This is a genomic window from Phenylobacterium sp. (genome assembly GCF_031412415.1).
In the GTDB taxonomy this organism is placed as follows: domain Bacteria; phylum Pseudomonadota; class Alphaproteobacteria; order Caulobacterales; family Caulobacteraceae; genus Phenylobacterium.
In genome coordinates this window covers 1-22,048 of the sequence record NZ_JANOCX010000094.1, presented here as the reverse complement: position 1 = coordinate 22,048, position 22,048 = coordinate 1, and the positions used below count along the sequence as shown (strand labels likewise).

The 22,048-nt window shown below is 68.4% G+C and carries 23 protein-coding genes, 1 other RNA gene and 1 pseudogene; 8 read left to right on the top strand and 17 right to left on the bottom strand.

Annotated elements, in window-relative coordinates; genetic code table 11:
* The coding region (locus tag RMO04_RS05025; protein ID WP_309643698.1) for a ClpXP protease specificity-enhancing factor SspB at positions 1-157 on the bottom strand (157 nt) is incomplete at its 3' end.
* Between the two features lie 113 nt (positions 158-270).
* Positions 271-635, bottom strand: a transfer-messenger RNA (tmRNA) gene (gene ssrA, locus RMO04_RS05020).
* A gap of 143 nt (positions 636-778) precedes the next feature.
* Here ssrA and RMO04_RS05015 point away from each other — a divergent pair.
* Entirely contained in the window at positions 779-1,360 is a 582-nt protein-coding gene (locus RMO04_RS05015; protein ID WP_309643697.1) for a septation protein IspZ, read from the top strand.
* Here the strand turns inward: RMO04_RS05015 and RMO04_RS05010 are convergent.
* Together RMO04_RS05010 and ilvN are read right to left on the bottom strand one after the other, a co-directional pair.
* Positions 1,350-2,201, bottom strand: coding sequence for a hypothetical protein (locus tag RMO04_RS05010; protein ID WP_309643696.1), 852 nt, complete (start codon positions 2,199-2,201; stop codon positions 1,350-1,352). The genes RMO04_RS05015 and RMO04_RS05010 overlap by 11 nt on opposite strands.
* A gap of 10 nt (positions 2,202-2,211) precedes the next feature.
* Entirely contained in the window at positions 2,212-2,763 is a 552-nt protein-coding gene (ilvN, locus tag RMO04_RS05005; RefSeq protein ID WP_309643695.1) for an acetolactate synthase small subunit, read from the bottom strand.
* Between the two features lie 171 nt (positions 2,764-2,934).
* Between ilvN and RMO04_RS05000 the strand changes: the two genes are divergently transcribed.
* The 3 genes from RMO04_RS05000 to RMO04_RS04990 all read left to right on the top strand — a co-directional run bounded on the left by RMO04_RS05000 (position 2,935) and on the right by RMO04_RS04990 (position 5,492).
* Positions 2,935-3,294, top strand: a complete 360-nt coding sequence (locus tag RMO04_RS05000; protein ID WP_309643694.1) for a nuclear transport factor 2 family protein — start codon at positions 2,935-2,937, stop codon at positions 3,292-3,294.
* 96 nt (positions 3,295-3,390) lie between these two features.
* The gene (locus tag RMO04_RS04995) at positions 3,391-4,614 is read left to right on the top strand and encodes a DUF4331 family protein (protein ID WP_309643693.1); all 1,224 of its coding nucleotides are present in this window, start codon (positions 3,391-3,393) and stop codon (positions 4,612-4,614) included.
* The gene (locus tag RMO04_RS04990) at positions 4,611-5,492 is read left to right on the top strand and encodes a DUF4198 domain-containing protein (RefSeq protein ID WP_309643692.1); all 882 of its coding nucleotides are present in this window, start codon (positions 4,611-4,613) and stop codon (positions 5,490-5,492) included. Before RMO04_RS04995 ends, RMO04_RS04990 begins: the two co-directional genes overlap by 4 nt.
* Here RMO04_RS04990 and RMO04_RS04985 read toward each other — a convergent pair.
* Entirely contained in the window at positions 5,425-6,252 is an 828-nt protein-coding gene (locus RMO04_RS04985; protein ID WP_309643691.1) for an AraC family transcriptional regulator, read from the bottom strand. The two genes, RMO04_RS04990 and RMO04_RS04985, sit on opposite strands and share 68 nt — an antisense overlap.
* A 135-nt stretch (positions 6,253-6,387) precedes the next feature.
* On the opposite strand from RMO04_RS04985, the gene RMO04_RS04980 reads away from it, so the two are divergent.
* Positions 6,388-6,909 carry a DUF1993 domain-containing protein gene (locus tag RMO04_RS04980; protein WP_309643690.1) on the top strand — a complete coding sequence of 174 codons (522 nt, stop codon included), beginning with the start codon at positions 6,388-6,390 and terminating at the stop codon, positions 6,907-6,909.
* Positions 6,910-6,915: 6 nt separating this feature from the next.
* On the opposite strand, the gene RMO04_RS04975 is transcribed toward RMO04_RS04980, so the two are convergent.
* The 4 genes from RMO04_RS04975 to miaA form a co-directional block, all read right to left on the bottom strand.
* Positions 6,916-8,451 (bottom strand): M20/M25/M40 family metallo-hydrolase, encoded by a 1,536-nt coding sequence (locus RMO04_RS04975; RefSeq protein WP_309643689.1) that lies wholly within the window; start codon positions 8,449-8,451, stop codon positions 6,916-6,918.
* Between the two features lie 113 nt (positions 8,452-8,564).
* Positions 8,565-9,071 carry a DUF4262 domain-containing protein gene (locus tag RMO04_RS04970; RefSeq protein ID WP_309643688.1) on the bottom strand — a complete coding sequence of 169 codons (507 nt, stop codon included), beginning with the start codon at positions 9,069-9,071 and terminating at the stop codon, positions 8,565-8,567.
* 61 nt (positions 9,072-9,132) lie between these two features.
* Positions 9,133-10,929 carry an acetolactate synthase 3 large subunit gene (locus RMO04_RS04965; protein WP_309643687.1) on the bottom strand — a complete coding sequence of 599 codons (1,797 nt, stop codon included), beginning with the start codon at positions 10,927-10,929 and terminating at the stop codon, positions 9,133-9,135.
* A 171-nt stretch (positions 10,930-11,100) separates the two neighbouring features.
* Positions 11,101-12,030, bottom strand: coding sequence for a tRNA (adenosine(37)-N6)-dimethylallyltransferase MiaA (gene miaA / locus RMO04_RS04960; RefSeq protein ID WP_309643686.1), 930 nt, complete (start codon positions 12,028-12,030; stop codon positions 11,101-11,103).
* On the opposite strand from miaA, the gene serB reads away from it, so the two are divergent.
* Entirely contained in the window at positions 12,029-12,922 is an 894-nt protein-coding gene (gene serB, locus RMO04_RS04955) for a phosphoserine phosphatase SerB (protein WP_309643685.1), read from the top strand. The genes miaA and serB overlap by 2 nt on opposite strands.
* Positions 12,923-12,971: 49 nt before the next feature.
* Positions 12,972-13,637, top strand: a complete 666-nt coding sequence (locus RMO04_RS04950; protein ID WP_309643684.1) for an HAD family phosphatase — start codon at positions 12,972-12,974, stop codon at positions 13,635-13,637.
* Here RMO04_RS04950 and RMO04_RS04945 read toward each other — a convergent pair.
* From RMO04_RS04945 to hflK, 4 genes are all read right to left on the bottom strand, one after another.
* On the bottom strand, positions 13,634-14,410 hold the full coding sequence (locus tag RMO04_RS04945) for a trypsin-like peptidase domain-containing protein (RefSeq protein WP_309643683.1): 777 nt from the start codon (positions 14,408-14,410) through the stop codon (positions 13,634-13,636). The genes RMO04_RS04950 and RMO04_RS04945 overlap by 4 nt on opposite strands.
* A gap of 64 nt (positions 14,411-14,474) precedes the next feature.
* Positions 14,475-15,014 carry a GNAT family N-acetyltransferase gene (locus RMO04_RS04940; RefSeq protein WP_309643682.1) on the bottom strand — a complete coding sequence of 180 codons (540 nt, stop codon included), beginning with the start codon at positions 15,012-15,014 and terminating at the stop codon, positions 14,475-14,477.
* Positions 15,015-15,018: 4 nt separating this feature from the next.
* A complete protein-coding gene (hflC, locus tag RMO04_RS04935; RefSeq protein ID WP_309643681.1) occupies positions 15,019-15,909 on the bottom strand; it encodes a protease modulator HflC in 891 nt (296 codons plus the stop codon).
* Complete coding sequence (gene hflK / locus RMO04_RS04930) at positions 15,906-17,102, bottom strand: FtsH protease activity modulator HflK (protein WP_309643680.1); 1,197 nt, start codon at positions 17,100-17,102, stop codon at positions 15,906-15,908. Before hflK ends, hflC begins: the two co-directional genes overlap by 4 nt.
* A gap of 124 nt (positions 17,103-17,226) precedes the next feature.
* Between hflK and RMO04_RS04925 the strand changes: the two genes are divergently transcribed.
* Positions 17,227-18,342, top strand: coding sequence for an Mrp/NBP35 family ATP-binding protein (locus tag RMO04_RS04925; protein ID WP_309643679.1), 1,116 nt, complete (start codon positions 17,227-17,229; stop codon positions 18,340-18,342).
* Here the strand turns inward: RMO04_RS04925 and RMO04_RS04920 are convergent.
* The 4 genes and pseudogenes from RMO04_RS04920 to RMO04_RS04905 all read right to left on the bottom strand — a co-directional run.
* A complete protein-coding gene (locus RMO04_RS04920) occupies positions 18,339-19,769 on the bottom strand; it encodes an MFS transporter (protein WP_309643678.1) in 1,431 nt (476 codons plus the stop codon). The two genes, RMO04_RS04925 and RMO04_RS04920, sit on opposite strands and share 4 nt — an antisense overlap.
* A 159-nt stretch (positions 19,770-19,928) precedes the next feature.
* Positions 19,929-20,834 (bottom strand): SDR family NAD(P)-dependent oxidoreductase, encoded by a 906-nt coding sequence (locus RMO04_RS04915; RefSeq protein WP_309643677.1) that lies wholly within the window; start codon positions 20,832-20,834, stop codon positions 19,929-19,931.
* A gap of 79 nt (positions 20,835-20,913) precedes the next feature.
* Positions 20,914-21,879 carry an HlyD family efflux transporter periplasmic adaptor subunit gene (locus RMO04_RS04910; protein WP_309643676.1) on the bottom strand — a complete coding sequence of 322 codons (966 nt, stop codon included), beginning with the start codon at positions 21,877-21,879 and terminating at the stop codon, positions 20,914-20,916.
* Positions 21,880-21,884: 5 nt separating this feature from the next.
* Positions 21,885-22,048 (bottom strand): annotated as a pseudogene (locus RMO04_RS04905) (hypothetical protein); the annotation flags it as partial.

The window sequence follows — 22,048 nt, the reverse complement described above, 5'->3', positions numbered from 1 at the left end:
GCGCCTCGGTCTTGAAGGTGATGTAGAAGTGATGGGCCCCCGGCAGACCGTCCGGCGCCGCGGCGCGACGCAGGGCGGACTTCACCACGCCGCGCAGGGCCTCCTGGGCCATGGCCTCGTAGTGCATCTGGTCTTGGGCCGGCGGCTCCTGAGCCATGGGTTCTCCGGAAATCACTTGTGGCGCAGAGGGTAGCGCTTCGCCGCCGCCGCGCAAGGCGGCTCTCGCCACAGGCGGGCTTCGAATTGCAGGAATGCGAGATGCTTGAGGAAGGTGGAGGGGTTCTGTTGCAAGGCCCCCTCCCGGCCCCGCCTAACGCTGCTAAGACGCTAGGAGTTTATGTCGAAATCTATCGAACCGCTTACGCGGCCAGACGGACTTCTTCAGCGAAGTTATCGTTCGCATTTAGTTTAAAGGCCCGAAACGGTGAGCCACGCCGAGAGAAAGCAACACCTTTAGACGTCTGTCGATGCTGATCGGCCCCGCACTTTCCGGTGATAACTCCGGGGGAAGATTGGTGGAGCCGCCGGGAATCGCACCCGGGTCCAGTCCGCTTATTACGTGCGCGTTTATCTCCATAGTCGGGCCGAAACCCGACACGCCCAATATAGGGCCTATGGGTTAGGTTTTGAAGAACTTATGGAATTCCGCCGTTCGCGAAGCGCGGATGGGCGCCTCGATTGCGTGGGCCGCCGCGGCGCCTTCGCCAACGGGTTCGGGCCTTGAGCCGGTGCTTCGATAGACTCTGGTCAACGAATTCAAGCCCTTCGAGGACCTGCCATGAACCCGCTGCTGCACGCCGCCCGCCCCATCCTGATCGACCTGGCCGCCACCTTCCTGTTCTACGGCGTGCTCGCCGTCACCGGGAATGTGATGCTGGCCACCGCGCTGGGGGTGGCGCTGGGAATCGCGCAGCTGGCCATCGTCAAGCTGCGCGGCGCGCGCGTCAGCGCCATGCAGTGGGCCAGCCTTGGCCTGGTGCTGGCCATGGGCGGCGCGACCCTGCTTACCCACGACGCGCGCTTCATCCTGATCAAGCCCACCATCGTCTATGCGGTGATTGGCGCGGCCATGCTGCAACGGGGTTGGATGACCCGCTACATGCCGCCGATCTCGGTGGGGCGGGTGCCGGAGTCGATGATCACCGGCGCCGGCTACGTCTGGTCTGGCCTGATGTTCGCCAGCGCCGCGCTCAACCTCGTGCTGGCTCTGAGCGTCGAGGCCAAGACGGTGGCCCTGGTCATGGCGGTCTGGTCGCCGGCGTCCAAGGTCGTGCTCTTCGCCGGCCAATACCTGCTGTTCCGCGGCGTCACGATCCGCAAGGCGCGTCAGGCCGCGCTCACGGGTCAGGTCACGGCGTAGGCGTCGGCCCCTCGGTCGACAGCGGCTCAAAGGCCGGCGGCTGGGGCCGAGCGTTGGGGGCGGGCTTCAGTCGCCCGCCCTCGGCGATCAGGCCGTCATAGGCCCGGCGGGCGGCGGCGAAGTCCGCGCCGCCGGGATAGAGGATGTCGAACCGCGGTTCGTGGCCGAGCGCCAGTCCCAGGGCGGCCTCCAGCACATCGGCGGCTTGGCCCACCTCGGCGTTGTCGCAGGCGCGCCTGATGGAGCGGGAGCGGCCGGGAACCACCAGGGTCAAATCATAGGACGTGCCGTCGACGCAGAGTGCGTCGGCCGCGCCGGAACCGTCGTCCACGCGCACCTCGCGCGGCGCGTTCCAGACCGGATGATCGCGCAGGGCCAGCAGGCGCGCCGCGGATCCGGCCGGAACCTCGGCGTCGAAGCCGACCCGCCGCGCGATCCCCGCCTCGCAGCAGCCCAGGCCGGCCCGACCTTGCACGAAGACGTCGCCGGTGCGGCGCACGGTCAGGCGCACGATGCTCTGACGGGTCGAGGAGGCGGGTCGGATGGCGACCTCCAAGATCATCTCGCCGCCGAATAGGACCTGGTTCTGCAGGGGCTGGAGGCCCCACAGGCGGTAAAGTAGGGGATCGTAGCCGTTGTCGATGGCGATCGGGCGATCGCCGCGGCCAAGCCGGCGGCCGGCCAGCGGATCGGCGGCGTCGGGCGTCTTGGGCCGCTTATCGTCCCACCAGGTCTTGGGGTCCGGCGGTGGGTAGGGCCAGTCGGCGGCGGGCGGCGCCTGGGCCGCGGCGGGCGAGGCCACCAGCAGCAGGAGCGAAATCAGCAGTGTCGGGCGGACCAAGCGGCCCTCCTCACATGGCTTGCGCGCCCCGGGTGATGGAAAGCACGCCGGTGCGGGACAGTTCCACAAGGCCCAGCGGCCGCATCAGATCGACGAAGCTGTCGATCTTGGACGGGGCGCCGGTCAGCTCGAAGACGAAGCTCTCGTGGGTGGTGTCGATCACCTTGGCGCGGAAGATGTCGGAGACCCGCAGGGCCTCCACCCGGTCGGCGCCGGAGCCCTTGACCTTCACCAGGGCCAGTTCGCGCTCCAGGCCGTTGGGATCGCGGGTCACGTCCTGAACGTGGCGGGTGGCGACCATCTTCTCGAGCTGGGCCTCGATCTGCATCAGCACGTGCGGCGCGCCGCGGGTGACGATGGTGACGCGGCTGGTGTGCGCCCGCCGGTCGGTCTCGGCGACGGTCAGGCTCTCGATGTTGTATCCGCGCGCCGCGAATAGCCCGACCAGCCGGTGCAGCACACCGGGCTCGTTGTCGACCAGGATGGCGAAGGTGGCGAGGTTCTCGGCTTCTTCCGCGTGGGCGAGGTCGTAGACGGAGGCGGGCTGGGCGTCGGTGGTCATGTTGTGCGTCTCGTTCGGGTCGCCGACGACCTCTCACATGCGTGGGCCTGCGGCAAGGCGCAGCGGCCGTAGACGACGAAATCGCGACAAGAACAAAACAGAAACATATCACTTGCAGAGGGGCCTGTTCGGAGTCCTAATTTGGCTGCAACCCCAACAGGAGACTTGAGCATGAGCACCCAAGAGATCGCCGACGACCTGGTCGCCCTGTGCAAGGAGGGCAAGTTTGACGAGGCGGGTGAGAAGTACTGGGCCGACGATGTGGTCAGCTACGAAGCCATGCCCGGCGACATGGCCGAGGTTCGCGGCATCGACGGCGTGCGCGGCAAGGGCGAGTGGTGGGCCGCCAACCACGAGGTCCATTCCTCGGAGGTCGAGGGCCCTTACGTGAATGGCGACCAGTTCGCGGTCCGCTTCAAGATGGACCTGACCCAGAAGGCCAGCGGCGATCGCATCACGATGGACGAGGTCGCGGTCTATACCGTCGAGGACGACAAGATCGTTGAGGAGCGGTTCTTCTACGGCGCCTAGATCGCCGGGCTCCCGAGGTCGCTAAAGGTTCCGACAGCGCGGCGCTTCGCCTCCAAGCTAGGTCCCCTCCCGAGTGGTTCTGGGAGGGGATACGTCATGGGACGTTCGAAATCGGTAGGGCGGGTCGCGGCCCTCGCGGCGGTGCTCGCGCTTGGTGGCGGTGGCGCGGCATGGGCGTCTGACCACCTCGATACGCCCAGCGTCATCGCCGACCCGCGCGCGGACATCGGCGACATCTTCGCCTGGACATCGCCGGACGGCCGACGGCTGAACCTGGTGATGACCATCGTCGGCCAGAGCTTCTCCGATAGGCACCGGTACCGCTTCCACGTCGACAGCGGGCCGAAGGTCGGCCAGACCTCGGCGACCACCTCGATCTCCTGCCGGTTCGTGGGCGCCGAGACCCAGTGCGAGGCCGGCAAGGCGGACTGGGTGCGCGGCGACGCCAGCCGGCCCGAGGGACTGGAAGGGCGCAATCGCCGGCTCCGCGTCTTCGCGGGCCTGCGGGACGATCCGTTTTTCAACAATGTCCGCGGGACCCGCGACGCCTACAACGTCGCCGCCGCGGCGTTGAAGCAAGGCGCCAAGACGGACGCGGCGGGCTGCCCGGCGTTCGATGCGGCCACGGCTCGGACGATCCTGTCGCGCTGGCGAATGACCGAGGGCGGTCCCGGCAAGAACCTGCTGGCGGGCTGGACTCCGGCCTCGCTGGTCCTGTCGGTCGATCTCGACGTGGTGAATTCGGGCGGCGAGATGCTGGCGGTCTGGGCCGAAACGGCCGACGGCGACCAGCGGATCGACCGGATGGGCCGCCCGCTCACCGGCAACGCGCTGCTGGCCACGCTCGACTCCGCCGAGGTCGGGAACGCTCTCAAGGAACGTTACAACCGGGCGACGCCGGCGACGTCCGATGCGTTCGTTCCCGAGATCGAAAAGTCTCTCGGACTCTATGACGGGCTGGACGGCCGCTGCGGCGACCAACTCCTCGCCGATCTTTCGGGATCCACGCCTTCGACGTCGCGCTATCTGCCCATGGCCATCCTGTTGGCGGACGATAGGCTTTGGATCAACAGCAAGGCTAGCCGCTGCACGCAGTTCTTCGCGGTGGAATTGGCCGCGCTGGCCGGTCGAAGCGACCTGCGCGACGACTGCGGAGGCCGCACGCCCAACGACGACGCCGTGGACGTCTATCGCTCCCTGTTGGTCAGCGGCGCCGTCTCGGGCGTGGACGACGGCGTCGACCGGGACGACCGCGAGCACTCGACGGCGACATTCCCCTTCCTTGCCCCACCGGCGTCTGGTTCGGCGGCGGCGCGGTGAGGCGGCTGGCGATCTGGTGCGGGTGCCTGCTCACCCTCGTCCTCGTCCAACCCGCCCTGGCCCATGACTTCTGGCTCCAGCCGGACGCCTTCTGGGTGGCGCCGGGAACGGAAACGTCGATGACGCTGCAGGTCGGGCACGGGGCGGAGCGGCAGCGCTCTGCGATCCCGCTGGGCCGCATCACCCGCTTCGTGGCGATGGCGCCGAGCGGCGCGACGATCGACCTGCGCCCATCGCTAGGCCTGGGCGGGGCCGAGGCCGACGGCGCCTTTGGGCTTCAGGCTCCTGGCGTCCACGTGCTGGCGCTGGAGACCGACGTGCGCGCCCGAAGCCACCTGAGCGCGGACCGCTTCAACGCCTATCTGAAGGAGGAGGGGCTTACGCCGGCCCTGGAGCAGCGCGCCCTTGCGGGGCGCCTGAACGCTGCGGCTTCCGAGCGTTACGGCCGCGTCGCCAAGGCCATCGTGCAGGTCGGCGATCCGGGCACGGGCGCGCAGGTCACCCAAGCGGTCGGTCTGAGCCTGGAGATCGTGCCGGAGGTGAACCCCTATGCCGATCCGCGCCCGGCGACCCTGCCGGTGCGGGTTCTATTTGAGGGCGCGCCGCTTGCCGGCGCGCTGGTCAAGCTCACCGACCTCGATCACGACGAGGCGCCTCTGGCGATGCACCGAACCGACGTGGCGGGGCGGGCGAGCTTCCTCATGCCGGAGGGCGGACGCTGGCGCCTGAACGTCGTCTGGACCAAACCGCTGGCGCCGGGCGATGACGCGGACTTCCAGACCGTGTTCTCCAGTCTGACCTTCGGCTTTCCTACCGCGACGCTCCGCGCCGGAACGCCGAAGGCGGACCCCCATAGGTCTCCCGGAACGCCGCGCTGAAATGACTGTGGCTCGAAAAGCCGAGATCCAGGCCCAGGGCGGTCAGGTCGTCATAGTCGTCCAGCAGATCCAGGGCCCGCGCGAGGCGCAGCCGCAATTGATAGCGGTAGAGCGACAGCCCCTCGACCTGGGTGAACACCTGGGTCAGGTAGACCGGCGACATCCCCACCTCCGCGCCGACCTGGGCGAGGGTCCATCGCCGCGCCGGGTCGCCGGCCAGGACCAGCTTGACCCGGTCGGCCAGCCTCTGGCGCCCGAACGAGCCCCCGGCGGCGCGCGCGGTTCGCGGACCCAAGACGTGCGCCACCAGCGAGAGGGCCATGCTCTCGGCTTCCAGGGGTTCGGCGTCGCGGGCCTTGAGGGTTTGCCGCAGCCGCGCCACCATAGCCTGGGCCTGGGGATCGATCCGCAGACGATGATGGCGGAAAGCCAGGCCCGACGGCGCTCGCAGCAGCACGGTCGGGGCCAGTTCCGCCAGCAAGGGCTCGCTGAGCGCCAGCGATAGGCAGGCGTCGCCGCCGGCCACGGGGTGGCTGATCCGATAGCCTTCGTCGCGGTTGAAGAACACCACCTGGTTGGCTTCGGCGATGGCCTGGTCGCGCCCGAGGTGGCGGGCGTAGACGCCGCGATAGGGGAAGACGAGTTCGGTCGCCTCGGCGCACTCCTCGGCGCTCTGGTGGCGGCACGTGCCGCGGCAGCGGATGTCCCGGACCGCGACCGATGGCGATCGTAACAGGGTCTGGACGGCGACCTCGGGCATCACGACTTCCACGTCACGGCCCCGGGCGCGGGGGGAGATCACGATGTAGTCGAGCGTCGCCCAAACGCAATCTCGGGTCGCCGAACCGGCGGTTTCCCGCTATCCCCGCCCAAACGAAAGCCCCGGGGAGAAAACATGGCCATCTCACTCTACGACGCGACGGTCGTCTCGTTCCTGCAGACTCTGGGCGGGGTCTCGGGCTTCCTGGATCGCGGCCTGGCCCATTGCCAGGACAACGGTATCGATCCGCAAGAGATCGTCGACACGCGCCTGGCGCCCGACATGCTGCCCTTCTGGTACCAGATCTCGTCCGTCGCCCATCACAGCGAGGGCGCGATGGCGGGCGTTAAGAAGGGCGAGTTCTCGCCGGCCATGCCGTCGACGCCGCTGAGCTATGCCGATCTCCAGGCGCGGATGGCCGACGCCACGGCGGCGCTGCAGGCCCTGAGCGCGGACGAGGTGAACGCCTTCGAGGGCGCCGACATGGCGTTCAAGTTCGGCGAGCGGGCGATGCCGTTCACCGCCGAAGGCTTCCTGCTCTCGTTCTCGCTGCCCAACTTCTATTTCCACGCCACCACGGCCTACGACATCCTGCGGCTCAAGGGCGTGCCGCTGGGCAAGCGCGACTACATGGGCAAGCTGCGGCTAAAGGCCTGAGGCGCCCTACTTCATCGCGGCGATCTCGTAGAGGAAGTCCACGTAGCTCATGGTCGCGCCGACCAGGCCCTCGACCTTGGGATTGCTGGACTCGATCACGTAGTACTCGTTGGGCGCATGGGCGCCGCTGCCGTGGCCCAGGCCGAACTGTCCGGCCGGCAGGCTGACGGGGGCTGAGGTGAAGACCGCTCCTGGCCAGGACCCCGCCAGGCGCGGATAGACGGTGACCGCCGCGCCCAGGCGCTTGTAGGTGGCGATCTCGGCCTTGATCAGCCGGCTGTTCTCGTCGGTTTCGGTGGGGTCGTAGCCCCCGCTGACATTGACCTCCACGTCGGGGAAGCCGCGCTTGTCCAGATGGGTGCGCAGCTTGGCGACCGAGTCCTCCATGGTCTGGTTGGGCACTAGGCGCAGGTCGATCTTGGCCACCGCGCGACCTGGCAGGATGGTCTTGCCGCCGGGGCCGGTATAGCCCGAGACCAACCCCTCGATATTGACCGTCGGCTGGGAGGCCAGCCGTTCCAGGGTCTTGTCCCAGGGCAGGTCGTCGATCCAGCGGTCGACGCCCAGGGCCTTCTTGGCGTCGGCTTCGTTGAGCTGCTTGGCGGCCAGGGCCAACAGCTCCTTCTCCCGCGCGGCGAGCGGCCGCACCTTCTCGAAATAGCCCTCGATCGCGGGGGTGTTGCCGTCGGGGGTGACCAGGGTCTGCAGGGCCTGGACCAGCCGCCAGGCCGGGCTGTCCACACGGGCCTTCTCGCTGGAATGGATGTCGGTCTTGGGCCCGCGGCCCCACTTCGCGCCGCTAGCGACCAGCTCCAGTTCGGCGATGCCCTTGGCGCCCAGATTGACGCTGACCCCGCCGTTGCTGGGACTCTGCCAGCCGGCCGGGATCACGACGCCCTCGCATTTCTTGAGCGCGGCCAGGACGTTGGGCTTGGTGACGATCTCGCGGAAGTTCGGGCTGCCGATCTCCTCCTCGCCCTCGCAGACCAGGACGATGTTCACTGGCGGCTTCTTGCCCGCCGCGCGGATGGCGTGCAGCCCGGCCAGGAAGGTGGCCTCCGGCCCTTTCTGGTTCACCGCGCCCCGGCCGACGATCACCTTGCCAAAGCCTGGCTTGTCGACGATGCGCGCCTCCAGCGGCGGAGAGCTCCATTCCGCCGGGTCGAACTGCTTCACATCGTACATGAAGTAGATGCCGATGGTGCGCTTGGCCCCCACATCCAGCGTGGCGAAGACGCCAGGATGGCCCTTGGTGGGCACCTTCTCGACGTGCTGGAAGCCCGCGTCCTTGGCGAGCGCCATCATGTAGTCGGCCCCCTTGTCCATGTCGCGGTTCTCCGCGGCGATGGAGGGCAGGGCGATCCACTCCTGGATGCGCTTGACCGAGGCGTCGTAGCCCGCGTCCGCCGCTTTGCGGATGGCGGCGAGATCGCCGCTGGCGGCGAAGGTCAGGCCGGGCGCGAACAGCGCCGCGGCGGTTCCGCCGGCCAGCAGCGCGCGGCGGTTCGAGATCAGGCCCGAGCCCTGGTGTTGGTCCGACATCGCAATCCCCTGCGCAATTTGAGCGCAAGGATTAGGACGTCCGGATTCGCCGCGCGGCAAGGGTGCGTAGCGTACCGCTGTTCTCGGAGTGGTGGTCGCCTCAATAGAGAGCCTTAGTCGTCGTCGGCCGGCCCGAAGAACGGGAGGTAGAGCTCCGGCTGAACGGGCCGGTACTCGGTGTCGAAACCCTCGTCCCACGGGAATAGGCCATGGGTGTCGGTGACAAAGAGCTGGAAGGCCCTGAGGTCAGCACGGCGGCCGCCCTGTCGTTCCTGGTGCCAGATCGCTATGTTGAAGTGCTCGCGGCGAATTTGGGTGGGGTGCACCATCCGCCATGCGAACTGCGGCCCATCCTCCCAATCGAGCGACCAAGCCGCCTTGTCTTGCAGGGTCAGTTCACCTGACTTGAGTTGACGGTGGGCCTCCCAGAGCAGCCCATTCGCGATCTCCTGCGTCATCCCAAACATGATGACCTCAGGGGCTTGGGCGGATTCCCAGAAACCTATGGAATAGGCGAACGAGGCCCCTTCGCCCCGGACATATGTTCCGGTCCAGCCATGCTTGCGCACGCGCCGTGCGAAATCCCACAGCGTCCAGCGCCGGTACAGCTCCCACCACATATGCCCCTCCGATTTGCAATCGGAGGTAAGCTCAGTGAGAACAAAACGTCAACGGTGACGGCTAGACAAGCCGCTTGCCCGCATCGTCGATGATCGAGCCCAGATCGCGGGACTCCTCGGCCAGGATCATCTCGTTGTGGGCCTTGCCGGACGGGATCATGGGGAAGCAGTTCTCTTCCTTGGTCACCCGGCAGTCGAACAGGACGGGGCCAGGATAGTCGATCATCTGCTGGATCTTGGCGTCTAGCTCGTCGGGGTGGTCGGCGCGCAGCCCCAAGGCTCCGAACGCATCGGCCATCTTCACGAAGTCGGGCAGGCTGGACGAATAGGAGTGACTGTAGCGTTCGCCGTGCAGCAGTTGCTGCCACTGGCGGACCATGCCCATCCACTCGTTGTTCAAGATGAAGATCTTGATCGGCAGACCGTACTGAATGGCCGTCGACATCTCCTGCATGGTCATCTGGACGCTGGCGTCGCCGGCGATGTCGATGACCAGGGCTTGCGGATGGGCCATCTGAACGCCCACGGCGGCGGGCAGGCCGTAGCCCATGGTGCCCAGGCCGCCCGAGGTCATCCAGTGGTTCGGCTTGTCGAAGTGATAGTACTGGGCCGCCCACATCTGATGCTGGCCGACCACGGTGGTGATGAAGGTCTCGCGGTCCTTGGTCAGCTGGTACAGCCGCTCGATGGCGTGCTGCGGCTTGATCAGGTTGGTGTCGGGCTTGTAGCGGAACGACTGGCGCGCGCGCCACGCCTCAATCTGCCGCCACCAGTCGTCCATCGCGCTCTTGTCGGTAGCCAGGTTGCGCGATTTCCACGCCGCGATCAGGTCTTCCAGCACGCTGGCCGCGTCGCCGACGATGCCGATGTCGGCGCGCACGTTCTTGGAGATCGACGAGGCGTCGATATCGATATGGATCTTCTTGGAGCCCGGCGCGAAGGCGTCGAGCCGGCCGGTGACGCGGTCGTCGAACCGCGCGCCGACCGCGATCATGACGTCGCAGTCGTGCATGGCGTTGTTGGCCTCGAAGCTTCCGTGCATGCCCAGCATACCCAGCCAAGCCGGGTCGGACGCCGGGAAGGCGCCCAGGCCCATCAGGGTCGAGGTGACCGGCGCGCCGGTCAGCTTGGCGAACTCACGCAGCAGTTCGGCCGCGCGAGGCCCGGCGTTGATGACGCCGCCGCCGGTATAGAGGATCGGGCGCTTGGCGCTGGCGATCAGGGCGGCGGCCTCGGCGATCCGCGCCGGGTCGCCCTTGGTGCGGGGGCGATAGTTGTGGGAATGAACGACGTCCTTCGGCCCCTGATAGACGCCCTTGGAGAACTGGACGTCCTTGGGGATGTCGATGACCACCGGGCCCGGGCGGCCCGAGGTCGCGATATGAAACGCCTCGTGCATGATCCGCGGCAGATCGGCCACGTCCTTGACCAGGTAGTTGTGCTTGGTGATCGGCCGGGTGATGCCGATGGTGTCGCATTCCTGGAAGGCGTCGGTGCCGATCAGGTGGGTGGCGACCTGACCGGTGATGACGATCAGCGGGATGCTGTCCATCAGAGCGTCGACGATGCCGGTGACCGCGTTGGTGGCGCCGGGACCGGAGGTGACCAGGACCACGCCGGGCTTGCCGGTGGAGCGGGCGTAACCCTCCGCGGCGTGGGTCGCGCCCTGTTCGTGGCGGACCAGGACGTGTTGCAGGCGCGGCTCGGAGAACAGGGCGTCATAAATCGGCAGGACCGCGCCGCCCGGATAGCCGAAAAGCACTTCCACGCCCTGATCGATGAGCGAACGGACAACGATCTCCGCGCCGGTCAGGGTTTCAATGGTGGCTTCGGCTTCGATGGTTTGGTGGGCGGTCATTTCGGCGGGACCTTGGTTGGGCCATTAAAAAAGGCCCGCGAGGGGCCTGGTGCAAGCGACCTTTGACGGGCTGACGACGAGGTCAGGCCGCTACGGGTCGCACTGGAAGTACAAGAATCTCGCGCACGAGCGTTCTCCGAATAGATTGAAGGGGGTCATGCCATGCCCCCGTCAGGGCGTCAAGGCGGGGTTGAGCGCAAGAAACTGCCTCCACTGGTCATCGGGGCTCAAGGCGTCGATGCGGGGCCAGTCGGCCATCCGACCTCGCATCCAGGTGGACTGGCGCTTGGCGTAGCGACGGGTTTCGCGTTGGGCGGCGGCGAGCGCGGCGTCCAGGTTGGTCTCGCCTCGGAGGTGGGCGGCGAACTCGCGATAGCCGACGGCCTTCATGACCGGCAGGTCGGGCGACAGCGCGCGGGCGGCCAGGGCGGCGACCTCCTCCAGCGCGCCGTGACCGACCATGGCCGCCAACCGGGCGTCGCAGCGGTCGTAGAGCGCCTCGCGTGGGGGCTCCAGCGCGACCGCGCGCCAAGTCCCGGGCGCGAGCAGTGGGGTGGTCTGGGCCTGCCAGCCGCTCAACGCCACGCCCGTCGCGGCGAACACCGCCCAGGCTCGGACCAGGCGTTGGCGGTCGCCCGGTGCGATGCGGGTGGCGGCGGCGGGATCGGGCTCGGTCAGGCGGGCGCGGAAGGCGTCTTCGCCCATGGCGTCGTACTCGGCCGAAACCTGGTCCCGGGTGCGCGCGGGAACGGCGGGAATGTCGGCCAGACCCTCTGTCAGGGCGCCGAAATAGAGCCCTGTCCCGCCGACCACGATGGCGGGACGCCCGCGCGCGACGATCTCGTCCAGCACCTGGATCGCCGCCCGCGTCCAGCGGCCCACGGACCAGCCGTCCGCGGCGTCGACCAGGCCGAACAGGTGATGCGGGACCTGGGCCTCCTCTTCCGGTGAAGGTCGGGCGGTCAGGATGCGCAGGTCGGCGTAGAGCTGCAGGGCGTCGGCGTTGACGACCTCTGCCCCAATCGTCGCCGCCAGTCGCAGCCCCAGGGCCGACTTGCCGCTTGCGGTAGGCCCGACGATCAGCCAGATGCGGGGCTCCATGCAGATCGCCCTTACCCTCGTCAGTCCCGATCCGGACGCCGCCCAGCAGGCGCTCGCCGTCCTCGCCCCAGCGCTCGCAGGCTGCCACGCCCGCGTCAAGGAGCCCCGGCCGCTCGGCCCCGTCGCCCTCGACCTGCTGGTGGAGGCCGACGCTGTCGCCCCGGTCCGCGCGGCCGCCGAGGCCGTTCTCTCCGACCGCGCCGTCGACGTCTGCGTTCAGCCCTGGAACGGCCGTCGGAAGCGCCTTCTGATCGCCGACATGGATTCCACCATCATCGGCTGCGAGTGCATCGACGAGCTGGCCGATTTCGCCGGGGTGAAGGATCAGGTCTCGGAGATCACCGAACGCGCCATGCGCGGCGAGCTCGATTTCGAAGCGGCGCTGCGCGAGCGCGTGGCGATGCTGAAGGGCCTGCCGCTGGCCGACCTTCAGCGGGCCTATGACGAGCGGGTGCGGCTCAATCGCGGCGCGCGCATCCTGGTGCGGACCATGACGGCCAATGGGGCCAAGGCCTTCCTGGTCTCGGGCGGCTTCAGCTTCTTCACCTCGCGCGTGGCGCAGGCGGCGGGGTTCCAGGCGGACCGGGCCAACACCTTGATCGAGGCCGGCGACAGCCTGGCTGGTACGGTCGGTGAGCCCATTCTGGGCCGTGAGGCCAAGCTGGCGGCGCTGAACGAAGAGGCCGCGGCGCTGGGTCTCGATCTGGCCGAAACCCTGGCCGTCGGCGATGGGGCCAACGACCTGGCCATGATCGGGGCGGCCGGCCTGGGCGTGGCCTATCGCGCCAAGCCGATCGTCGCCGCGCAGGCCGACGCCAAGGTCGATCACGCGGATCTGACGGCGCTGCTGCACTTCCAGGGGTACGCCGTGAGCGACTTCGTTACGGACTGAAGCCGGGTGTGATTTCCCGTGCGGCGCCGCTCTCGGCTAAAGCCGCGGTATGAAGCTTCCCCGCGCCCCGAAGGCCGTCGTCTTCGACATGGATGGCCTGATCTTCGATACCGAGAGCCTCTATCGCGACGCCATGATCCGGGCGTCGGAGGAGCGGGGCCATGACATGCCGCTGGACCTGTTCCTGAGCATGATCGGCCTGCCGGGCAACTCGAGCCGACTGGTGCTGACCGGCCACTTCGGCGAGGCCTTCGACGTCGATGGGTTCTGGAAGGTCTCTTCCGCCCACTTCTACGAACTGGCACAGACCCAGCTTTGCCTGAAGGCGGGCGTCGTGGAGCTGCTGGACACGCTCGATGAGTTCGCGCTGCCTCGCGCGATCGCCACGTCCTCGCGCCACCAGGACGCCGAGCACCACCTGGAGAGCCAGAACCTGCTAGGGCGCTTCCACACCGTGGTGGCGCAAGGCGACTACGCCAACGGCAAGCCGGCCCCCGATCCGTTCCTGACAGCCGCCGCGCGCCTGGGCGTGGATCCCGCGGACTGTCTGGCGCTTGAGGACAGTCACAACGGCATCCGCGCGGCCTCGGCGGCTGGTATGATGGCGATCATGGTGCCCGACCTCCTCGATCCCACGGAGGAGATCGAGAGCCTGTGCGTGCGAATCGCCCGCGACCTACACGAGGTCGAGGCCCTGGTCCGCGCGTCCCGCTAGGTCGCGGGGGCCGGAGCGGCCTTGAACCGCTCGACCACCGCCTTCACGACGTTGGACGGAATGGCGAAGGATAGACCGGCGCCCGGATCGCCACGGCTCTCGCGCGAGGACGCCACGCCGATGACCTCCCCCGCCGAGTTCAGCAGCGGCCCGCCGGAGCCGCCGGCGGTGAGCGCCGCGTCCGTCTGGATATAGGCCACCACAGGTCCGCGCAGCGCGCCGCCGGCGAACCGATCGCCGCCCGAGCTATCGGGGGCTTGTCGGCCGATCTGGCGATTGACCGCGGAGACGATCCCCGAGGTCGCCGTGCCCGTCAGGCCGAAAGGCGCGCCCATCAGCACCACCGGCTGACCGGCCCGAACCTGGTTGCTGTCGGCGAAGGACAGGGCCTGGGTCGGCTTGCCGGGGGTGGTGCGGAACACCGCGACATCGACCGTCTGGTCGACGCCCACGAGTTCGGCGCGCGCCACGCTGCCGTCGACGAACACCGCGTTGACCACCGACAGGCCGCCGGTGACATGGGCCGCGGTAACAATCAGGCCGTCCGTGGTGACCACGAAGCCAGACCCCATGGGCATGGGTTCGCCACCGCCGGAGACGCTCAGCATGACCGTGGCGGCTTGAGCCTTGTCCACGGCGCTCACAAACCCCTCCATGGCGCGCGCGCGGGGCGCGCCATCGCCGTCACCGCGCGAGAAGGCGACAATCAGAAGGATCAGGATCATTAGGCCGACGGCGCCCGCGACAGCGACGAGGATCTGTTGGGTGCGCATAGGGACCGCTCCGGACGTTTTTGGCTCTCGCCAGAGCGCCTTGAGCTCCACCTTGGTTCCAGGGCTAGACGTCGATCCAGTAGTGCAGGGCCGTCTCGCCGGGATGCCACAGGTGCGGAACCGAGCCGCTCAGCACCCCGCCGTTCTTCTCGATGACCCGGATGGACGCGGGGTTCTGGGCGTTGACCGTCAGTAGCACCCGCGTCAGCGGCAGGTTCGCCGCGATCCAGGTCAGACCCTCGGCGAGCATGGCGCTGGCCAGGCCGCGACCCCGCGCCGAAGGGCGCACGGCGTAGCCCACGTGGCCGCCGACCTTTTCCAGGGTGGCGTTCAGCCGGTGCCGGATTCCCACCGAACCCAGGAAGGTGTCGCCCTCGACGCACCACAGCATGGTGGCCGGAACCGCCTCGCCCTGGCTGCCGTCGGGCAGGGTGATGTGGGTGGGCGGATTGTCGAAGCTGGCGAGGTAGGCGCCGGGGTCCGCCTCGACCGCCGCGATCGTCTCAGCCGTCTCCGGCCGCAGGGTGTCGCGTGAAAAGCCCTCGCGCATCGCGGCGATGAACGAGGGCATGAAGGCAGGCGCGGGCGCCGTGAGCGTGACCACGAGGCTAGCGGGCGTTGGGGCCGCGCTCGAAGTACTTGAAGAAGGCGCTGTCGGGAGACAGCACCATCGTCGTGTCGCCCTGACCCAGCGAAGCCTCGTAGGCCTGCATCGAGCGATAGAAGGCCGCGAAGGCGGGATCCTTGCCGTAGCTCTGCGCGAACAGCCGGGTGCGCAGGGCATCGCCCTCGCCTCGGGTGGTCTCGGCCTCCTGGCGGGCGGTGGCCAGCGTGATGGCCACTTCCTTGTCCGCGCCGGCGATGATCTCGCGCTTCTCCTGCTCGCCCTCGGCCCGCTTCTGCGCGGCGATCTGCTGGCGGCTGGTCTGCATGCGGCGATAGACCGAGGCCTGGTTGGCCTCCGGCAGTTCGACGCGCTTGATCCGTACGTCGATGATCTCGATGCCGAGGCGCGAGGAGCGCGCGCGGGCGCTGACGTCGGCGCGGGTCTGGGCCATGAGGGCGCCGCGGCGGCCGGAGATGATGTCGTTAAAGGTCGCCGAACCCAGGATCTGGCGCAGCGAGGAGTTCACCAGGCGCTCGATCCGGTCGTTGGCGGTCTGCTCGTCCCGTAGGGTCCGGTAGTATTGCAGCGGGTCGGAGATGCGGTAGCGGACGAAGGCGTCGACCACCAGGCGCTCCTGCTGCGAGGCGACCAGTTCCTCCTGCTCGGCCTCAAGCGACAGGTTGCGCTTGTCGAACAGGACGACGTTCTCGACGAACGGCACCTTGACCTGCAGGCCGGGGCTACGCGCGTTCGGCGCGTTGATGGTGCGGACGGGTTCGCCCAACCGCACGATGACCGCCTGCTTGCGCTCCTCGACGATGAAAAATGTGTTGAACAGGACGATCAGCAGGCCGACGGCCAGAACCGCGATGGTGGTCAAGCTGCGGTTCATCGCTGAGCTCCCGCGCTGAGCTGCGGCGTCGCCGTGGTCTCGGCGGCGGCGGCCGGCGGTCTCGCGGCGGCGGCGGTGCGGGGGCGGAACACATCCGGCGGCAGGATGATCGGCGCGCTGGCGCCCTTGCCGTCGATGACCACCTTGTTCGAATTCTGAAGCACGCGCTGCATGGTCTCGATGTAGAGCCGTTCCTTGGTCACCCCCGGCGCGCGGCGGTTCTCGTTGTAGATCTGGTCGTTGCGGGCGGTGTCGCCGGTGGCTTCGCGCACGGCCTGCTCGCGATAACCCTGGGCCGACTGGGTCAGCTTGGCGGCGTCACCCTTGGCCTCGTTGATCACGCGGTTGCGGTAGGTGTTGGCCTCGTTGCGGGCGCTGGAGGCGTCCTGGTCGGCGGCGGCGGTGTCGCGGAACGCGGCCAGCACCTCGGCCGGCGGACCGGCGGTGCGGATCTGCACTTCCACGACGCTCACCCCGGACTTCCAGGAATCGAGCGTGCGCTGCATCAGTTCAGCTACCTGGGCCTGGATCGCGCCGCGACCGGTGGTGAGGACGGGATCGAGCGCGGTCTTGCCGACCACCTCGCGCATGGCGCTCTCGGCGACGGCCTTCACGGCGGCGTCCTGATTGCGCAGGTTGAAAACGTAGTCGTCGGCCTTGGACACCCGCCAGGTCACGCTGAAGGTCAGGTCGACGATGTTCTCGTCGCCCGTCAGCATCAGGCTTTCCTCGGGCACCGCGCTGCCGGCCGATCCGCCGATGTCGATACGGTTCAGGCTGGTCACCGGCACCTTTTCGGCCGCCTCGATGGGGCTGGGCAGGTGATAGCGGATGCCGGGGCCCTCCTTGCGGGAATAGGCGCCGAAGGTGGTGACCACGGCCTCTTCGCTGGGCTGGACGATGTAGACGCCCGAGAGCGCCCACAGACCGAAGCCGACGCCGGCCACGGCCGCCACGGCGCCGGGCCGGATGCCCTGGCCGCCGGGACCGCCGAAGAAATCACGAATCTTCGCCTGCAGACGCTCGAGCGCCGCGTTCAACTCCGGACCGTCGGGCCGGCGGGGCCCGCGGGGACCGCCGCCGCCGCCGCCGCCAAGGGGTCTGCGAGGGCCTGGTGGTTTCTTGCCGCCGTCGCCGTCATTCGGGGGCGGAGCGCCCCAGGGACCTGGGTTGGCGTTGTCATTCCAAGGCATGGTCGCGTCGTCTTGCTTTCGTCTTCGGCGCGGCCGCGTCGTCGTGCCCGTGGTCGGGCTTGTAAACCGGCGCTGTCAGCCGGATATGTGGCCCATCACAGGTTAAAGCAAGCCAAAGGGCGATATGAAGCCGCAAGCTCCGGAACGTGGCGCCGTCCTGGCCGCACTTGATCGGGTCACCGATCCGAAGTCCGGCAAGGGGCTCGCCGAGGCCGGACTGGTCCGCGGCCTGACCATTGGTCCCGATCGCGCGGGTTTCATGCTGGAGGTTCCGGTCGGCGAAACGGCTCTCTACGCCCCGGTGCGCGACGCCGCCCAGGCCGCGCTCTCCGCGGTGCCTGGCGTGCTGAAAGCGCAGGTCGTGCTGACCGCCGAGGCCGAGGCGCCGGCGCCCCCTGCGCCGGGCGTCACCCGCGTCAAGAAGGGCGCGCGCCTGTCGAACGACCCCCAGGCCGCCCCGGGGCCGCCGGTCGACGCCGTTCGCCCGGCCCATGTTCGTCGGGTGATCGCCGTGGCGAGCGGCAAGGGCGGGGTGGGCAAGTCGACCATCGCCATCAACCTCGCGGCCGCCTTCGTGGCCCTGGGTCAGCGCGTGGGCCTGCTGGACGCCGACGTCTACGGACCCTCGGCGCCGCGCATGCTGGGGATCGACGGCGAGCCGGCCTTCATGGACGGCAAGCTGCAGCCCCTGGAGGCCTGGGGCATGAAGGTCATGTCCATCGGGTTCCTGGTGGACGAGGGCGCGCCGATGATCTGGCGCGGACCGATGGCCTCCTCGGCCGTCCGCCAGATGATGCACGACGTCGCCTGGGGCTCGGAAGCCGAGCCTCTGGACGTGCTGGTGGTCGACCTGCCGCCAGGCACCGGGGACATCCAGCTGACCATGATCCAGAAGCTGAAGACCGACGGGGTGGTGATCGTGTCCACCCCGCAGGAGATCGCCCTGATCGACGCCCGCCGCGCCGCGGCCATGTTCCAGAAGACCGCGACCCCGATCCTGGGCGTGATCGAGAACATGGCCTGGTTCGCCGACCCCGCCGGCGGCGCGCCCATTCCGATCTTCGGGACCGGCGGCGCCAAGGCCGAGGCCCAGCGCATGGGTGTGCCGTTGCTGGCGGAGATCCCGCTGGAGGTGGCGCTGCGCCAGGCCTGCGACGACGGCAAGCCGCTCACCGCCACCGCCCCCGAGAGCGCCGCGGCCAAGGCGTTCCTGGCCGCGGCGCGGGCGCTGCTGGCCTAGTCCTTGCGGTCGGCCTCGGAGACGTTGGCGGCCTCGGCGGTCACACTCTCCAGGATCGGCGCCTCGTCGTACAGGGCGTCGCGTTCATCGAGCTGGCGACGGATTTCCCCGTGCCGCTCGGCGCCCAGCTTGTAGCCGATCATGCAGGCGCCGCCGAGCATGACGAACACCACCGGCCCGATCAGATAGGCCAGTTCCAGGTTGTGGATCGAGGCCGCGGTGTTCTGGGCGCCGTCCTTGGCGTCGTAGCCGACCTTGGACAGCACGAAGAACGTCAGGCCGATGGAGAAGGCGCCGGCGATCTTCGTGGTCATCACCGTGATGGCGTAGAGCAGGCCCGACCGCTCCTTGCCCTGTTCCAGGCGCACCTCGTCGGCGACGTCGGCGGTCATGGCGCGGGTCAGGACGTTGAAGCCCGCGGCGAAGAAGCCGGCGATGAACATCGGGATCATGCCGATGGCCATGTTCCCCTGGGGGATCGCCATCAGCGAGATCAGGGTGAGCGAATAGCCGGTGGTCGCCACCATGGTGGCCCGGTGCTTCGACATCATGGTGGCCAGGCGGCCCATCAGCGGCGCGCCGACGAAGCCCGCCAGGATGTAGACGGCCAGCAGGATGCTGGCCTGGCCCGTGGTGAAGCCACGGCTGTCGGTGAAGAAGAACAGGTAGAGCGCGCTCATCCAGCCGGGACCGAGCGACAGGCATAGGTCAGCCAGCAGGATGCGGGCGAAGGAGGGACGGGTGACCAGGCCCCAGTAGTCGCGCAGACGGAAGCTGTGGCCGGCGATTTCCGGGGCGATCTTCTCCGGCGTCCGCCACACCACCAGGGCCGCGGCGATAGGCGTCAACAGGACGATGAACCAGCCCATGGTCGCGACATTGCCGGCGTCGGAGGCGGCGCGGGCCTCGTTGATGATCGGGATGGCCAGCACCGAGGCGGCGCCCAGGACGCCGATGCCCGTCATGATGCCGAACAGGCGCGAGCGGTCGTCATAGTGCGGCGCCAGGGTGGCGGCCCAGGCCGCGTGCGACAGCGCCAGGATGGAGTTGCCGAGATACATGACCAGCAACCAGAAGATCAGATAGCCGCGTCCGACTCCTTCGGGCGGTAGGAACAGGAAATAGATCCCCGCCATCAGGATCGGGCCGCCCAGGATGGTCCAGACCCGATAGCGGCCCCAGGGCGTCCGGGTCTTGTCCATGGTCCAGCCCAGCAGGCCGTCCACGGGAATGTCGATCATGCGGACGATGAAGAACGCCGCGCCGACCAGGGCGAGATCAATCCCCAGGTGGCTGGCGTAGTGCCGGGGCAGATAGACCGAAACGGCGATCGCCACGGCGGAAATGGGCAGGCTGGTGGCGGCGAAGGAAAGCGCCGTCGAGAGCGGCAGCCGCCGAGTTCGGGCGGCTGAGGTATCACTAGACAAAATTGCTGCTCCCGAAATGCATGACGCCTCTTGCGGGCGTGGTTATGCCTCAGGTTACGCGCGATTAGTCGGGGCCTCGCAAGTGAAATTCGCGAAACGAAACGGGCGGCGGCCTCCTTCGAAGCCGCCGCCCGCCTAAAGCACAATCTGAAGCGTGGCTTAGCCGCCCGACAGCTTCCGGAAGAACTTGCCGCTCTGCTCGCCGCCGTTGACATAGGCCTGCTGGCCTTCGGACGCGGTGATCGTCGACCAGCTGTCGCGGACCTCCTCCACCGAAAGGCCGCCCTCGCCGAGGAAGACGCCTTCGGTCTCGTAGATGCGGGCCAGGGCGAAGGCGCCGGCGCCGGCGGTCAGGATCGCGCCGGTGGGGGCTTCTTCCGAGGCCAGGAAGACCACGCCGGGGGTGACGTACTCCGGCTTCAGCTTTTCCAGCACCGCGGGGGGCATCAGGTTCTCCGTCATCCGCGTGGCGGCGACCGGGCTGACGGCGTTGATGTGGATGTTGTTCTTCTGGCCTTCCAGCTTGATGGTGTTCATGAAGCCGATGATGGCCAGCTTGGCCGCGCCGTAGTTCGACTGGCCGAAGTTGCCGTAGAGGCCCGAGGACGAGGTGGTCACCACGATGCGGCCGTAGTTCTGCTCGCGCATGATCTCCCAGACCGCCTTGGTGGGCTTCACGGTGCCCATCAGGTGGACGTTCATGACCAGCTCGAAGTCGGCGATCTCCATCTTGGAGAACGACTTGTCGCGCAGGATCCCGGCGTTGGCGATCAGGATGTCGATGCGGCCCCAGGCGTCCATGGCCTGCTTGACCATCAGGGCCACGCCCGCGTCATCGGTGACCGACGAGCCGTTGGAGATGGCCTCGCCGCCGAAGGCTTTGATCTCGGCCACCACCGCGTCGGCCGCGGCGGACGAGCCGCCCGAACCGTCAACCGAACCGCCCAGGTCGTTGACCAGAACCTTGGCCCCGCGCCGCGCCAGTTCCAGGGCATGCTGACGGCCAAGGCCGCCGCCCGCGCCGGTGACGATCGCCACCTTGCCGTCAAAGCGGATGTCCGCCATCGAAGTCTCCCGTCCGGGTTTGAAAATCGGCCCGGTTTGTGCGGCGCGGAGACAGGGACGTCAAGCGCCGCCCGTCGCCCTACCGCGCCGCCAGCGTGGCCGCGCCCGGGCGCATGAACTTCACCAGCACCCGCTGGCCGATGAGGAAGGGCGCGCTGTCGGCGCTGACCACCACCTCGACCACGCGATCGTCGGTGCGTTCGCTGGGGTCGTCGGACTGCAGCTTGCGGGCGCCGAACACCGCGGCGCGGCGCATCACCGTCCCGGGGAAGACCTTGGTGGGATCGGACTCCGGCGAGATCTGCACCTTCTGGCCGATAGCCACGTGGCTGAGAGAGCTCTCGGCGATCTCGGCGCGGACGATGCGCGGGGCGGCGGGCTCCAGGTCGAACATGTTGGAGACGTTCAGCGTCGAGGCGCCGGCGCCGGGATTGGCGTAGCGGCGCGCGATGCGGCCGTCGGAGGGCGCGCGGATGATGGTCAGTTCCTGGTTGTAGCGCGCCTCTTCCAGCGCGGCCTGGGCGGTGGCCACGGCGGCGCGCTGGGCCTCGAGATTGGCCTGGGCCTCGCGGATCTTGTCGGCGGCCTGGTCCATTCGCTGGCCGGCCACGAAGTTTGTGGAGACCAGGCCCTGCAGCCGGGCGTGCTCGCGCTGGGCGCTGGTAAGCTGGACGTTCAGCATGGAGATCTGGGCGCGGGCCTGGTTGACCGCGGCGGCGGCGCGGGCGGCGGCGAGGCGGGGTTCGTCGTCCTCCTGCCGGGCGAGGATCTGGCCCTTCACGACCCGGTCGCCTTCCTGGACCAGCACATCGCGCACGATGCCGGAGCGGCGGGCGGCCACCTGGATGATGCCGCCCTCGACGTCGGCCTTTCCGTTGGCGATGGCGACGTACGGGCTCTTGGGCGCCTTGGCCGCGGCGACCTTGGCGGCGGCTTCCTTCTCGGCCTTGGCCTTGCTGGAATAGACATACCCGCCGCCGCCGGCGACCAGCAGGACAGCGAAGACGATCAGCTTGATGCGGTGGTTGATGAGGAAGGCGAACATGGGTCTCAGGCTCCGATGAGCTCAGGGTGGCGGCCGGCGGACTGGGCGGACGCGTGGTCGGTGCGATGGTCGCTCAGGATCAGGCCGTCTTCGATGTGGATGATGCGGTCGGCATAGGCTTCCAGCCGCGGGTCGTGGGTCACGCAGATCACCGCGGCCCCATGGCTCT